Origin of the sequence: Cedecea sp. AS113 (assembly GCF_037152415.1) — a bacterium.
GTDB lineage: Bacteria > Pseudomonadota > Gammaproteobacteria > Enterobacterales > Enterobacteriaceae > Cedecea.
On record NZ_JBBCMI010000018.1, the window covers coordinates 1 to 13386 of the forward strand.

19 protein-coding genes and 1 pseudogene are annotated in these 13386 nt (G+C 47.9%); 8 read left to right on the forward strand and 12 right to left on the reverse strand.

Annotation, left to right across the window (positions count from 1 at the left end):
* A partial coding sequence (locus WFN87_RS18450) for a hypothetical protein (protein WP_336983566.1) occupies positions 1–564 on the forward strand: 564 nt, incomplete at its 5' end.
* A gap of 38 nt (positions 565–602) precedes the next feature.
* The gene (locus WFN87_RS18455; protein WP_336983565.1) at positions 603–860 is read left to right on the forward strand and encodes a hypothetical protein; all 258 of its coding nucleotides are present in this window, start codon (positions 603–605) and stop codon (positions 858–860) included.
* A gap of 5 nt (positions 861–865) precedes the next feature.
* Here the strand turns inward: WFN87_RS18455 and WFN87_RS18460 are convergent, their stop codons facing one another.
* Positions 866–1315, reverse strand: coding sequence for a glycoside hydrolase family protein (locus tag WFN87_RS18460; RefSeq protein ID WP_336983564.1), 450 nt, complete (start codon positions 1313–1315; stop codon positions 866–868).
* A gap of 39 nt (positions 1316–1354) precedes the next feature.
* Between WFN87_RS18460 and WFN87_RS18465 the strand changes: the two genes are divergently transcribed.
* Genes WFN87_RS18465 through WFN87_RS18480 form a run of 4 tightly spaced genes read left to right on the forward strand, consistent with a single transcriptional unit; the run spans position 1355 to position 2944 of the window.
* Complete coding sequence (locus tag WFN87_RS18465) at positions 1355–1786, forward strand: hypothetical protein (RefSeq protein ID WP_336983563.1); 432 nt, start codon at positions 1355–1357, stop codon at positions 1784–1786.
* A complete protein-coding gene (locus tag WFN87_RS18470) occupies positions 1783–2343 on the forward strand; it encodes a hypothetical protein (protein WP_336983562.1) in 561 nt (186 codons plus the stop codon). The genes WFN87_RS18465 and WFN87_RS18470 overlap by 4 nt, the downstream gene beginning before the upstream one ends.
* On the forward strand, positions 2340–2651 hold the full coding sequence (locus WFN87_RS18475) for a hypothetical protein (protein WP_336983561.1): 312 nt from the start codon (positions 2340–2342) through the stop codon (positions 2649–2651). The genes WFN87_RS18470 and WFN87_RS18475 overlap by 4 nt, the downstream gene beginning before the upstream one ends.
* A complete protein-coding gene (locus WFN87_RS18480) occupies positions 2651–2944 on the forward strand; it encodes a hypothetical protein (RefSeq protein WP_336983560.1) in 294 nt (97 codons plus the stop codon). Before WFN87_RS18475 ends, WFN87_RS18480 begins: the two co-directional genes overlap by 1 nt.
* Positions 2945–2966: 22 nt before the next feature.
* On the opposite strand, the gene WFN87_RS18485 is transcribed toward WFN87_RS18480, so the two are convergent.
* Positions 2967–3329 carry a hypothetical protein gene (locus WFN87_RS18485; protein ID WP_336983559.1) on the reverse strand — a complete coding sequence of 121 codons (363 nt, stop codon included), beginning with the start codon at positions 3327–3329 and terminating at the stop codon, positions 2967–2969.
* Positions 3330–3375: 46 nt separating this feature from the next.
* On the opposite strand from WFN87_RS18485, the gene WFN87_RS18490 reads away from it, so the two are divergent.
* Positions 3376–4089 (forward strand): methyltransferase, encoded by a 714-nt coding sequence (locus WFN87_RS18490; RefSeq protein WP_336983558.1) that lies wholly within the window; start codon positions 3376–3378, stop codon positions 4087–4089.
* A gap of 151 nt (positions 4090–4240) precedes the next feature.
* Here WFN87_RS18490 and mdtG read toward each other — a convergent pair.
* Together mdtG and WFN87_RS18500 are read right to left on the reverse strand one after the other, a co-directional pair.
* Positions 4241–5466: pseudogene (gene mdtG / locus WFN87_RS18495) on the reverse strand (multidrug efflux MFS transporter MdtG).
* A gap of 149 nt (positions 5467–5615) precedes the next feature.
* Complete coding sequence (locus WFN87_RS18500; RefSeq protein ID WP_008453533.1) at positions 5616–6539, reverse strand: Kdo(2)-lipid IV(A) acyltransferase; 924 nt, start codon at positions 6537–6539, stop codon at positions 5616–5618.
* Between the two features lie 224 nt (positions 6540–6763).
* Between WFN87_RS18500 and trhO the strand changes: the two genes are divergently transcribed.
* Positions 6764–7816: an oxygen-dependent tRNA uridine(34) hydroxylase TrhO gene (trhO, locus tag WFN87_RS18505; RefSeq protein ID WP_336983557.1), complete on the forward strand. Its 1053-nt coding sequence runs from the start codon at positions 6764–6766 to the stop codon at positions 7814–7816.
* A 32-nt stretch (positions 7817–7848) separates the two neighbouring features.
* On the opposite strand, the gene WFN87_RS18510 is transcribed toward trhO, so the two are convergent.
* The 8 genes from WFN87_RS18510 to WFN87_RS18545 form a co-directional block, all read right to left on the reverse strand.
* Positions 7849–8421 carry a YceI family protein gene (locus WFN87_RS18510; protein WP_008453531.1) on the reverse strand — a complete coding sequence of 191 codons (573 nt, stop codon included), beginning with the start codon at positions 8419–8421 and terminating at the stop codon, positions 7849–7851.
* 17 nt (positions 8422–8438) lie between these two features.
* Positions 8439–8993: a cytochrome b gene (locus WFN87_RS18515; protein WP_008453530.1), complete on the reverse strand. Its 555-nt coding sequence runs from the start codon at positions 8991–8993 to the stop codon at positions 8439–8441.
* A 264-nt stretch (positions 8994–9257) separates the two neighbouring features.
* Complete coding sequence (locus WFN87_RS18520; RefSeq protein WP_071530454.1) at positions 9258–9371, reverse strand: DUF2770 family protein; 114 nt, start codon at positions 9369–9371, stop codon at positions 9258–9260.
* Between the two features lie 46 nt (positions 9372–9417).
* Positions 9418–10539, reverse strand: coding sequence for an N-methyl-L-tryptophan oxidase (gene solA / locus WFN87_RS18525; RefSeq protein ID WP_336983556.1), 1122 nt, complete (start codon positions 10537–10539; stop codon positions 9418–9420).
* 129 nt (positions 10540–10668) lie between these two features.
* Positions 10669–10923 carry a biofilm formation regulator BssS gene (bssS, locus tag WFN87_RS18530; RefSeq protein ID WP_008453527.1) on the reverse strand — a complete coding sequence of 85 codons (255 nt, stop codon included), beginning with the start codon at positions 10921–10923 and terminating at the stop codon, positions 10669–10671.
* A 299-nt stretch (positions 10924–11222) separates the two neighbouring features.
* Positions 11223–11468, reverse strand: a complete 246-nt coding sequence (gene dinI, locus WFN87_RS18535; protein WP_008453524.1) for a DNA damage-inducible protein I — start codon at positions 11466–11468, stop codon at positions 11223–11225.
* Between the two features lie 75 nt (positions 11469–11543).
* Positions 11544–12590: a dihydroorotase gene (gene pyrC / locus WFN87_RS18540; RefSeq protein WP_336983555.1), complete on the reverse strand. Its 1047-nt coding sequence runs from the start codon at positions 12588–12590 to the stop codon at positions 11544–11546.
* Between the two features lie 153 nt (positions 12591–12743).
* Positions 12744–13304 (reverse strand): lipoprotein, encoded by a 561-nt coding sequence (locus WFN87_RS18545; RefSeq protein WP_008453518.1) that lies wholly within the window; start codon positions 13302–13304, stop codon positions 12744–12746.
* Positions 13305–13386: the final 82 nt, after the last annotated feature.

Genomic DNA, 13386 nt, shown 5'->3' on the forward strand with positions numbered 1-13386 from the left:
GATACTGATGATCTGTTCGTCGGAAAAACGCTTCTTCATGGGAATGTCCTCATGTGGCTTATGAAGACATTACTAACATCGCGGTGTATTAATCAATGGGGAGCAGGTCAGTGTCAGTTACTAACTGATGGTGCCTATTGTATGCCTGGGGCATCAATGTATGCCCCAGGTACAGCAAGGTTTATGGTAACGTCTAGTACAGTAGGCTTATCCAGTGGTTATCTAGATGTATTTGATGGTGGGGGACAATTGATTTGGTCTGCTGCAAGTGCTGGTAGTATGCCTCGTGTACAGGGATTCTTTTCTGTACCTCCGGGTTATAATTTAACCGGTAATGTACTAACAGTAAATTCACCAATTCCCAATCCGTGGTTTTGTATTTCGCAGTGTCCAGGTAACGTTTCTGACGATGGGTTTGTTGTGGGCTATTCTGGTATTCAGATTCGACGAAATAGTGCAACTAATTTTTCATTAACATATCCATCACAGCACCAATATACATTTCTTGAATCAATGGGTGGAAATGGACTAAATATAACATTAGCTAGTTTTACCGGATACTAAATACATAACAATAATAATAAACAGATGGGGATATCTAAATGTGGGATATAGTAGCTTGTGTAATTGCTGCTCTAGCTATGATTTGGGCGATTTACCGCGATAGGAGTAGTGATAATTCTGAATTAATCGAGAGAATTCATGATTTAGAAACTAACGTATCCGGTCATTCATCAAAACTAGATAGGCTAGAACAAGAAACAGACGAGTTAGAAACTACAATTCGTAATCTTGAAAAACAAATTCATCAAATGGATTTGAAGATTGAACGAATTCTGGTAATTCTGGAAAATAAATAAGGGGCTTAATTGCCCCTTAGTTGTTTATTCATATCGTTTACACGATTTGGTGTCTGTCTATACCAAAGACTATCAACCGATTCACGGCGAATACCATCACGATCAGTACGGCTTGCCGCTGCAAGTAGTTTCTTAAACTTACTCACACCATTAAACCCTAACTGGAAGATCATAATTACAAGATAATCTTCAATGTCGGGTGCTAACTTTCCAAGATTCAATCGTTGTAGGCCAGCACGTGCATTGGCGATATCTTTATCTAATAGTGTATCTGCCTCAACGGGTGTTAATCCATTCTGAAATTTTTCAGTACTGGTAATTAGGTGTCCGTACCCTACGGTAAGATAGCCTAATGAATCTTTATAAGGATAGAATTTTCCCTGTCTAAAATAACCCCGGCTTTGTTGGTAGCTAATCGTACCTTCATAAACTTTCAATCTTTCCTTTAAATCCATAAATATTCCTATAAGTTAAATTAATATGGAAATATTTATATGGAATGGAAATCATTTGATCCCGAACAGTGGGATATTGAAGATATTACTTCGGGGAGTTATGCGGCGTTTGTGTACTTGATTCACTTCCCAGAGGATGATTCATACTACATCGGTATGAAACAAATTTATAAAGGCGTTAGGGATGCTAAGAGGATTAAAGACGCTTCAAAGGAAAGTGATTGGGAGTCATATACTAGTAGTTCAAAATCAGTAAATACAATGATTACTAATGGTGCTGACTATGAGAAATACTTACTTTGGTGTTTTCCCACTGCAAACCAAGCCGCTATCGTTGAATCTACATTAATTGGTGTTTTCGGTACTCGTTATGATTACCTAAACAAAGCCATTATGTGTAAAGCAAGACTACCGAAGGATAAAGGGAATACATTTAAAATTATACAGGAATTAATAGGGGTTCTACCATGAGTAACATAACTGGATTAAAAAACGCAAAAACAAATCTTAATACAAAAGGGAAGCAATTAGGAAAAGACTTTCAGAAAACACTAGTAAACCGTACTCGCGTTTTATCCCAGCAAATGCAAAAAGATTTAAACAATAGTGTTGATCGTGGTGCAGTACCATTTACACAGAATGCAATACTATTCATTTTTAAAAATAATAAAACTGGCGTTAAGTGTAGTATTCTCATTAAGGATATTCAGGCCAAGTACCTATACGATATCATCGTAAAACAAAATACATTCGAAAAGTTCATACCTACTAGTGCGGCAAGATTAACTAAACAGGGTAACATTACTGGACTTAGATCTAATCTACAGAAAGGCCGCTATAAGATAGTTAAACAACGTGGTAAAGAAAGATTAATTGATACTAAGGCCAAGAAACGAAACAAACGTGTGATTGGTGTTAAAGAACAGAAACGACGTAAGATTATCTATGACTTCTATAATGAAGCCGAGCAGGGGGCAAGATTAGTAATATCAGATATTAAAGGATCATTTAGGATTACAAAACAATGAACATGGAAGAACATTTTGAAGGCGAAACGCCATACATTACACTAGATAGCCATACGCCAATGGCTAATAGTAAACCAATTCATAATACATTTATGAGTAAACACGTTAGAAAAAAACTAAAAGAAACTGGCTATACTAGCAATCAGCATATGAATGTGATCTTTGAACGTACTAAACCCTTGCGTGTTGGGGATAGCTACACATGGAAGCTCCGCGAAATGGAATTCAATGTAGTAGTACTAGGTAAAACAGAGTTATTCGTAAAGGGAATGAAAGTATATGCCTACTGTGTAGGGATAATTGAATAATGATAACAGTAATACTAGGTCTTATATCTAAGGGGATGGATTTTTTCATCAAGAAAAAAACCATAGAACAAGAAACAACTAAGACCAATGCCGAAGGGCAAATTGAAACAAACAGAGAAGAGATTGAAAGAGTATCATTTCATTGGCGTAATGCTTTAGGATTTGTAATTACTGCAATCATTCTATACAACTGGATCATAGTACCAGTACTTGACGCTTTTGGGATTGTAGTAATACAAGTTCCATTAGGCCAACTACTACAGGTACTAATAATCATGGTTGGTGGAAGCTAAGAAAGCCCCTTATGGGGCTTTTTTATTTTTTATCTATTCCGAAAGCAACAGATGCCAACATTAATGCAATTGCAATAGATAATACTGATGTTGCAACTAACGATTCCAAAAGACTAAGTTTATCATTAACAAAATCATACATTATTGCCATTACTGAAAAAGATACTCCTGCTGATAACCATACATCGGCTGGTTTTTGAAATCGTGAAAATTTAATATATTGTAGGTTTTTTTTAATGAAATCAAATCCTGGGGCTATTGTTATTATTAATGATATTATCCCCAATGATATTCCAAAGGAAAACCCATAATGTAGTAATGTAGTTAATGCTATTGGTGGAACTATCAGTATCAACAGTTTGCCGATGAAATAAAGTTTGTTCATTAGTTTTACCCTAAATACCTGTACTGAAATTGTACAAGGGTATTTTATGGCAAGACTAACTAAAAAGGAAACTAAACTACATCAACAGGTAATGGATTTAGTTTATTCAGATAAGCAATTAACACATGATGATAAAGAATTCATCCTACTAAATTACGCAGGTGATGGTATCGGTTCTACTGGTGCTTTCTTCACGCCTGAAATGCTCAGTTGGGATTTTATAATCGACGCTGGATGTACTGGAAGGTGTATTGAACTATGTGCGGGAATAGGGCGTTTATCGTTCGATCAATGGCAACGTAATAGACCAGAACATTTAACGTGCGTAGAACTCAATCCCGACTATGTAATGATCGGCCAAAGGGTACTTCCAGAGGCTGAATGGATATGTGCTGATGCTCTCCAGTACTCCACCAGTGAACGATTTGATATCGCCTACGGCAATCCACCGTTCGGTAAGATCAAAACGTCAGAGGCCGTTACAGGCTCTTATACAGGGTCAGAATTCGAATACAAGGTGATTACCCATGCTGCGAATTTCGCAGATTACGGGGTCTGGATTGTACCACAGGGATCGGCAGGTTTTGTCTACAGTGGGGTACATTGCTATGAGCGTAAAGAGTCCCAGAAGTACAAGAAATTCACCGAACAAACGGGATGGACTCTAGAGCCTGGATGCGGGATTGATACGTCGATTTATAGTGATGAATGGCATGGTACTAACGTGGTGTGTGAAGTGGTGACGGTTGAATATCAATAAGTTTTTTATTTGATGTATTTCACTTTACCCTGCTTCCAGGGTTGCATACATGCTCATGGTTATCTCCTTGTGGCAAAGGTCGGGGAGCGGCAGCTCCGTTACGATTTCCAGTTAATTGTTGACGCTGTTGGCAAATCTGCAAGTCGGAGATTTATTCCCCCGGAATACGGAGTCGTTCGGCAGGCTGGCGCAGCGTCATCCATGAGTAAAGGGCGTTAAACAGCACCACGCTGGCGGTGACCAGGAATACTGTGCGGAAGCCGTAGCTGGCGGAAACGGCGGCGCCGAGCAGCGGGCCGGTGACGTTGCCAATATCGCGGAACGACTGGTTGTAGCTGAAAATACGGCCCGAAATTTGGCTGGAAGAGTTATAGACCAGCAGCGTTTGCACGGCAGGGAGCAGCGCCCCGTCGGCGGCACCCAGCAAGAAGCGTAAGACCCCGAGCTGCCACGGGTTTGGTACCAACGACATCGGGATGAGCAGCAAAACGGAAATTACCAGCGCACCAATCAGGATCTTTTCCGGCCCAATGCGATCGCCCAGCTTGCCGAGTCTTGGGGCACTGATCAGCGCCGCTACGCCGGGCACGGAAGCAATCATCCCGCTAATAAACGCCAGATTGCTGACGTTACCGGCCAGATCGCGCACATAGAGCGTCAGGATAGGCGCGATAGAACCGGTGGCAACCTGGATGATCATCGTGGTGACAAACAGACTCAGTACCAGGCGGGGATTTTTTAATGAGGTGAGTACCTGGCGGGCGTGCAGCATGTCTTTTTTGGAAACGGGCGTGAACGACTCGCGAATAAAAAACAGCGTCATCACGAAGCAGATAAACAGCACCAGCGAGGTGATAAAGAACACCGAGCGCAGCCCGTAGCTGTCCGCCATCAGGCCACCCATCAGCTGGCCTAGCAGCGCGCCGCTGACCGCTCCCGTAGACAGCGTGCCAAGTGCCCAGCCGCTTTTATGGCGTGGTTTTGGGTGGCGATCACAGCGTTGGCATTAGGGACAAATCCACCCAGCAGGCCAAGTAAGGCCCTAAGCGCCAGAAATTGCCAAATATTTTGTGCGAGACCCATCAACAGCATGACGACAGACATGCCAAGCGCGGAACGCAGCAGCATAAGTTTTCGGCCTTTACGGTCGGCAAGCCCACCCCAGAAAGGGGATGCCACGGCAGAAAACAGGAAGGTAATGCTAAAGACCAGCCCGGACCACATGTTCAGCTGGCTATGGCTGGTGACGCCGAGTTGCTCAACGTAAAGCGGGAGGAACGGCATGACCAGGCTGAATGCCGCGCCGGTCAGGAAGCAGCCAACCCAGACGACGGCCAGATTACGCTTCCAGTTGATAGTGCTGTCAGGGGGAGTCATACCGCTCCGAAGTTGCCAGTGCCAAAGAGAAGAGAGGGAATTATTACTCTGCTAATTATGCGCCTGTTGGCATTGGGCTGGCAAATCAAAGGGCTTTTTCGATCAAACTACGGCAAAAAAAAACCGCCTGAAAAGGCGGCTGTTAAGCGTTATTGGTAACGGTCGGGCATGCCTTCCGGCCGCGTCTTAAAGCGGCGGTGCAGCCACATATACTGCTCCGGTGCCATCAGGATGCACTTCTCTACAATTTTGTTCATCCAGCGTGCCGTTGCTTCCGGGCTGTCAAGCGGTGGGTTCAGCTCTGGCTGAATAATCGTCAGCTCGTAGCCTTTTCCGCCCGGCAGGCGACGCGGAACAAACGGCACGGCGCAGGCGCCGGAGAGTTTGGCGAGCGTGTAGGTTCCCGTGGTGGTCGCAGCTTGTTCAACGGCAAAGAACGGCACAAACTCGCTGCCTCTCGGGCCGTAATCATGGTCCGGGGCATACCAGATGATGTCGCCATTTTTCAGCGCGCGGATCATGCCTTTCAGATCTTTGCGGTCAATCATGCTCTTATTGGAGCGCATGCGCCCCCAGGTCTGCAGCCAGTCCAGCAGTGGGTTGTCGTTTGGGCGGTAAACGCCGATGCCCGGCGTTTTAATGCCGAAAATACGGGCCCCCAGCTCCAGCGTCAGGAAGTGAATGCCAATCAGCAAAATGCCCTGGCCCGTTTTCTCGATGCCTTTAACAATATCCACGCCTTCGTAGTGGCACCATTTATTGATGCGCTCCGTAGACCAGAACCAGGCCATGCCGGTCTCAATCAGCCCCATACCGACTGACTCGAAGTTGGCGATCACCATCTGCTCGCGTTTTTCCTCGCTCATGTCCGGGAAGCAGAGTTCAAGATTGCGGTAGGCTATTTTCGCGCGACGTTTCATCAGGCGTTTTGCCAGCCGGCCCAGCCCGCAGCCGATGCGATAAAGCACCGGGTAGGGGAGCTGCACCAGCAGGTATAAAAAGCCGATGCCCAGCCAGGTGAGCCAATAGCGCGGGTGCAGTAATGCACGGGAGAATTGCGGTAAGTTCGTCATGTAAAACCTTTGTGACGGCAATTGCCGGATCTTCTAATCATTCCATTGTGGCATTTTTTAGCGCAGAGCCAAAATACGCGGCGTCGGAGTGCCTGATATTTCATCGATTGTTGCCGCAGATGCCTTTGAGTGAGCAAAATGTAGCGTAAAACGTGGGGATGTAAATAAGCGTTATTTGCTTTATGATGCAGCCCACTTTTTTTCAACGATTGCGAGCGAACACCATGCCAGTGTTACACAACCGCGTATCGAATGAGGAGCTGCGCGAGCGCATGCTTGCCGAAACCGAGCCGCGCACGACCATCTCATTCTACAAATATTTCACTATCGAAACGCCGCAGGCGACCCGTGATGCGCTGTATCAGCTTTTCCTGAGCCTGAACGTGTTTGGCCGCGTCTATCTGGCGCATGAAGGGATCAACGCTCAGATTAGCGTCCCGGAAAGCCGCGTTGATGCCCTGCGCGAAGCGATTTATGCCTTCCACCCGGCCTTAAATAATTTGCGCCTGAATATTGCGCTGGAAGATGACGGTAAATCCTTCTGGGTGCTGCGCATGAAGGTACGCGACCGTATTGTTGCTGACGGTATTGATGACCCTACGTTTGACGCAAGTGACGTGGGGGAATATCTGAAGGCTGCGGAAGTGAACGCCATGCTCGACGATCCGAGCGCGGTATTTATCGATATGCGTAACCACTATGAATACGAAGTGGGGCATTTCGAGGACGCCGTCGAAATTCCGGCCGACACCTTCCGTGAGCAGCTGCCGAAAGCCGTGGATATTATGCAGGATGACAAAGAGAAGAAAATTGTCATGTATTGCACCGGCGGCATTCGCTGTGAAAAAGCCAGCGCCTGGATGCGCCATAACGGCTTCAAAAATGTGTATCACATTGAAGGCGGGATCATTGAATATGCGCGCCGCGCGCGTGAGCAAGGATTGCCGGTGCGCTTTGTCGGTAAAAACTTTGTTTTCGATGAGCGTATGGGAGAGCGTATATCTGACGATGTGATCGCCCATTGCCATCAGTGCGGAACGCCGTGCGACAGCCACACCAACTGCAAAAATGACGGCTGCCATCTGCTGTTTATTCAGTGTCCGGCCTGTGCTGAAAAATTCTCTGGCTGCTGCAGTGAAGTTTGCCGTGATGAGCTGGCGCTATCTCCAGAAGAACAGCGCCGCCGCCGGGCAGGCCGCGAAAACGGGAATAAGATCTTTAATAAATCTCGTGGGATGCTGAATACCACGCTGGGTATTCCTGACCCCGAGAAGTAATAACATTCCCCCGGTTCGCCGGGGGAGTCTTTTTACTGACGCACGCCTTCGACAGAAATAATCAGATCAACGTCCTGAGAAGCTGGCCCCAGATCCTGAGTAATATTGAAGTCCTTCAGCTTAATTTTACCTTCGGCCTCAAAACCCGCGCGCACGCCGCCCCACGGATCGTTACCCTGACCAATCAGCTTAGCCTTCAGCGTAACCGGCTTTGTCACGCCGTTCAGCGTCAGGTTGCCGATAATATCTAAAGCTTCACCGTCTTTTTTCACTTCCGTTGAGGCGAAGGTAGCCTGCGGGAACTTAGTCACGTTGAGGAACTCTGCGCTACGCAGGTGTTTGTCGCGTTCGGCATGGTTGGTATCCACGCTGGTGGTGTTGATGGTGACGTTGACTTTATCTGCCGAAGGGTTTTTCTCGTCGAAGGTAAAGGTTCCGTCAAAATCACGGAAGGTACCGTACAGCCAGCTATAGCCGAGATGCTGAATACGGAAATTCACAAACGCATGCTGACCTTGTTTATCAATTTTATAGTCAGCGGCCACGGCGGAGCCGGTGGTGAATAACAGAGCGCCTAAGGTGGCTCCCAGCAGGATTTTCTTCATTGTCTTACTCTCCATAGTTAACGGGATGCTTTCCCCAGCATGCGCTTGAGGGTGGCATCTTTATCTAGAAAATGGTGCTTTAAGGCCGCAAGAGCGTGTAGAACGGAAACAATCACCACGGTCCACGCCAGCCAGAGATGAACTGTCCCGGCAAGGTCGGCCTGCGCCCCGAAGTCGGTTAGCGTGGCGGGCACATCAAACCAGCCAAACACGCTAATGGGTTTACCGTCAGCCGTTGAAATCAGATACCCGCTCAGCAAAATGGCGAACAATAATGCATACAGCAAAATATGTGCGGTAAGCGCGCCGATGCGCGTCAGACGTGAATAACTTTTTAACGGTGGCGGCGGAGGCGATATAAAGCGCCAGAGAATACGAATAGCCAGAGCAGACATTAACAAGATGCCGATGCTCTTATGTATTTCTGGTGCTTTATGGTACCAGACGTCGTAATAGCCCAGCGTCACCATCCAGAGTCCGAGTGCGAACATGCCATAAACCGTGGCGGCAACCAGCCAGTGAAGGAGAACCGAAAAATGTCCATAGCGTTCGGATGAGTTTCGCCATTGCATATTTATGCGTCCATGTATTTTCTAAAGAAGCTAAAACATAGGCGTTCTGTTAACAGCAGATCAACATAAATATCCGTATTTCGATATATATTTATTGTATGTCTGTTTTTTTGAATAACACTCGCGGCAGGCGTTCAGTAGAGTCGAATGAATATGATCGTTTTTGATTGAGAAGAGTATTTATTGACGGTTAATTATTTGCACTAAAACTATATTTAATTAATTTTACGTCAATAATTGTCAATATAACAGGAGTCTGAATAATCAAAAGAAATAGATATAAGCCAGATCGAGAAGTGCAAGTATTGCCCAGAGAAAAAGATACAGAATAAAGTGTTCGCGAATATTGTTGGTTAAAAATTGAAAAAAGCGAATCATGATGGCCCCAAGGAAAAGTGGCGGAAATGCCCGCCACTCGGGGATTCTACGCCGTTTTGAAGCGAGAAAGTACAAACGGGGATAAATCAAAGGCAGGTTTTTGACCCAAAGCAAACTGGCAGGCAATTTCGCCTAAAACGGAGGCGAATTTGAACCCGTGTCCGCTCAGCCCGGTAATGATCAGGGTGTTGTCATGGTCGGGGAGAGTATCAATGATGAAATCTTCATCCGGCGAATTGTCATAGGTGCAGGCTTTACCGTGCAGGCAGCAGCCGATGCCGGGTAAAAATTCGCGCAAGAACGGAAAGACTTCAGACCCATCGCTGGCGACGGCGCCAAAGGGTTTACGCTGCTCGGGGGAGTCAATCAGCTGCCCGCCGTTGTGCTTGCCCAGCTTCAGTTCGTTGTCTTCCGCCGGGAAGCCGTAATACTGATCGCCGTTGGGTGTTTCTGCGGTAAACGCCGGGAATTTGTTGTTCTCGCTGTAGCGCCCATCGGCCTGGTGCCAGGCAAAGATTTTGCGAACCGAGGCGATCGGCAGGTCAGGCAGCAGTTTGGTAACCCAGGTCCCCGCGCTGACCAGCAGTTTGCTCCCGTGATATTCACCTTCTTCAGTCACGACGGTGACACCTTCGTCGCCGTGGCGGATCGCCGTCACCTTACAGTTAAAAAGCTGAGCGCTGCCGCCTTGCTTAGCAAGGTTGATGTAGGTTTCGATGGCCAGCTCGCTTTTCAGCACGCCTGAGTCCGTCTCAAACAGGCCGACGTAGTTTTCAGGCACAGCAATCTCCGGCCAGCGGGCGGCAATGGCGGCGGCGTCCAGGGTTTCAACCGGCAGGGAAAATTTCTCTGCGCTGGAGGCGACATTGCGAATAAAGGGCGAATCAGATGGCCCCAGGTTAATGACCCCGGTGCGGTGGAAGAGCTTCTCACCGCTGGCTTCCGCCAGGGCATCCCACAGTTTTTGTGCTCGCAGGACCAACGGGACATATTTTTCACCTTCGCCATAAGCATGGCGCATCAGGCGAGTGTCGCCGTGGTGGCTGCCCTGGTCATGCGGCGGGTGGCCGCTGTCGATCATCAGTACCTTCAGGCCCGAGTGTGTGGCATAGCAGCCTGCGGCGGCACCGACGGAGCCGCTGCCGACAATGATGAGGTCGTAGTTCATAAGCTTTTCTCTGTGGAAAATTATCTGTAGCAGGGTAATTAATTCACCGGAACGATGCAATTGACGGTGACGCTTAAAATAAAAAAGGCACCCCGTTGGGTGCCTGTGGCCATTGTTAAGCATGTGTCGTCAATGCTTGCGATAATCGCTTTCCTGGTAATCACTGGATTCAATTTTGGCTATCCCGGCCTCAAGGATGGAAATAAATTGCCGGGCGACATCGGTGGTCAGCCAGAGGGTCTGACCGATTTCGGTTTCATCGTGCTTCTGATTATTGGATGTCAGGTAATGCAGGCGCAGCATCATGGCGTCGTAGCTGTCGACGGTGCTGATATCCCATCCGACGAGGGGATGAGTCTGAATAACATCACTATTTTTTTCCATCATAACCCCTTTTATACGTGTTTAAAGACAACGACTAGTGAGGTTCATGCGTGATTTATCGTGAAGCGACTTAAGTATATCAACACTCTTGCGGTCATGGGGATGAAATAATTACCTGGTAACACTTTTTCCACATTATCCGAGAAAAGCGAACAATAAATCGACAGGCTATTCCGATGTAATCGGAAAGAAAGGCAGGAAAGACTTTAGCGGCGTTTAAAAAATAATCAAATCGGCGAGGGAAATAAAAAAAACCGGATGGCGACACCCGGCAAAAAGTACCAACATACTTGAGGGTATTAGTCGGCAGAGAACCAATCGTCAGCGCTTTCCCAGGTTTCCTGGAGGATCTCGCTGATTCGCGTTTTGTCTTCTTTGGCACCGCCCAGCACGGAGAGGTTATTGCCGGAGGCATAACGTACCTGCACTTCGCTGCTGGTGTCGGGGAAATGTTGATTGATACGGCGGGAAAGCTCACTGGCAAGGGCATCGATAGCCCCGGCTGGTAATGGTGTGGTTTTGGCTATAGTGACTTCAATACGCATAACGACCCCCTGTACAATATACTGGATATTTATACAGTCTTAATTTCCAGTAAGCAACAGGGGGCGTTGAAAAATTTAGCCTTTAACGGACCAGACGACCTCTTCACCCGCCAGGAACGGCACGATGCTGTCGTCGCCGGCTTCAATCAGTTCTGGCATTTTCTCAGCGACGCGAACCAACTCGATGTGCTCTTCATTGACCGGCAGGCCGTAGAAGCGCGGGCCGTTCAGCGAAGCGAAAGCTTCAAAATGCTGCAGCGCGTTCATTTCTTCAAATACCGTCGCATAGGCACCGAGCGCGGAAGGCGCGTTGAAGCAGCCGGCACAGCCGCAGCTGGCTTCTTTACGATGACGCGCATGTGGCGCAGAGTCGGTGCCGAGGAACACGCGATCGCAGCCGCTGGCGACCAGCTCGCGCAGTGCTTCCTGGTGGATGCTGCGTTTCAGAATCGGCAGGCAATAAAGGTGAGGACGAATTCCGCCCACCAGCATGTGGTTACGGTTAAACATCAGATGCTGAGGCGTGATAGTCGCGCCAATCAGCGAGTTGCCTTCTTTCACATACTGGGCGGCATCTTTGGTGGTGATATGTTCAAACACCACTTTCAGCCCAGGCAACTGGCGACGCAGCGGCTCCATGACGGTTTCAATAAAGCGCGCTTCGCGATCGAAAATATCGATATCAGCATGGGTGACTTCGCCGTGCACCAGCAGCGGCATGCCAATTTTCTGCATACGCTCAAGCACCGGCAGAATGGCTGCGGTGCTGGTTACGCCGTGAGCGGAGTTGGTTGTGGCGTTCGCCGGGTAAAGCTTGGCGGCGGTAAACACGCCTGCATTGAACCCGCGTTCGATTTCGTTGGGATCCAGCGTGTCGGTCAGGTAGCAGGTCATCAGCGGCTCAAACTTTTGCCCGGCCGGAACCGCATCAAGAATACGCTGGCGATAAGCAATAGCGGCTTCCACGCTGGTAATAGGGGGCACAAGATTGGGCATGATAATCGCGCGGCCATAGGTCTGGCTGGTGTAAGGCACCACGGTTTTCAGCATCTCACCGTCACGAAGGTGAATATGCCAGTCATCTGGGCGGCGGATTTTTAATACCTGAGGTAATGCGGTCATCAATGTGCTCCGGCGTGAGAGGGAAATCAGTCATCAAGGGCTGGTTTTATGCCGGGCACTAAGGATAAGGGGAAACGTTATCGTTTGCACCCCTTATGTTGCTCATGTTGTACAAAACCCTCAGAGCGCATGAACGGCTCTGAGGGGCAGGGGCTATTCCGTTAACGGAATGATTATCTCACCGGGTTTTACTTCAATGCCTTTGGCATATTTCTTCGCCAGCGACTCGCCGGTGCTGCGGTCTTCGCTCAGGATATAAGCAGGCTGCTGATTGAAGTAGCTGCGCAGGGACTGGTTAAGGTAAGGGATCATGGTCTGCAGTACGGTCTGCATTTTTTGCGGCTCGACCTGAGCGTCAACCACCTCCATTTCCTGCAGGTAGATGGCGCCTTGCTCTTTATTGAACACCGGCAGTGCTTTCAGCTTGAGCTTCAGGATGGCTTTTTGGTTACCAAACAGGGATGTCATGTCGAGATTGGCATCGCCGGTCAGGGTGATTTTATTCGGCTCTTCCCGTCCTATCTGACTGACTAAATGGGTTAGCACCACATGGGCTTCAGCCACGCCGGGCAGGCCAATATCCTTCGAGAAGTTATTGTGTTTTTCCAGCGACTGGTTAATTTCCTGTTCGCTCACGCTGTACTGCGTTAACTGGTTGCATCCTGAGAGCAGGCCGCTAAGCATCAATGCTGCGGCAAAAACAATCTTCTTCATAGGCTTCCTCAAAATAGCGGCTCCAATGCCGTGCCTTGCTTTATCAGCATAATGCGGCACGGCGGGAGCGGCTACCGGAAAA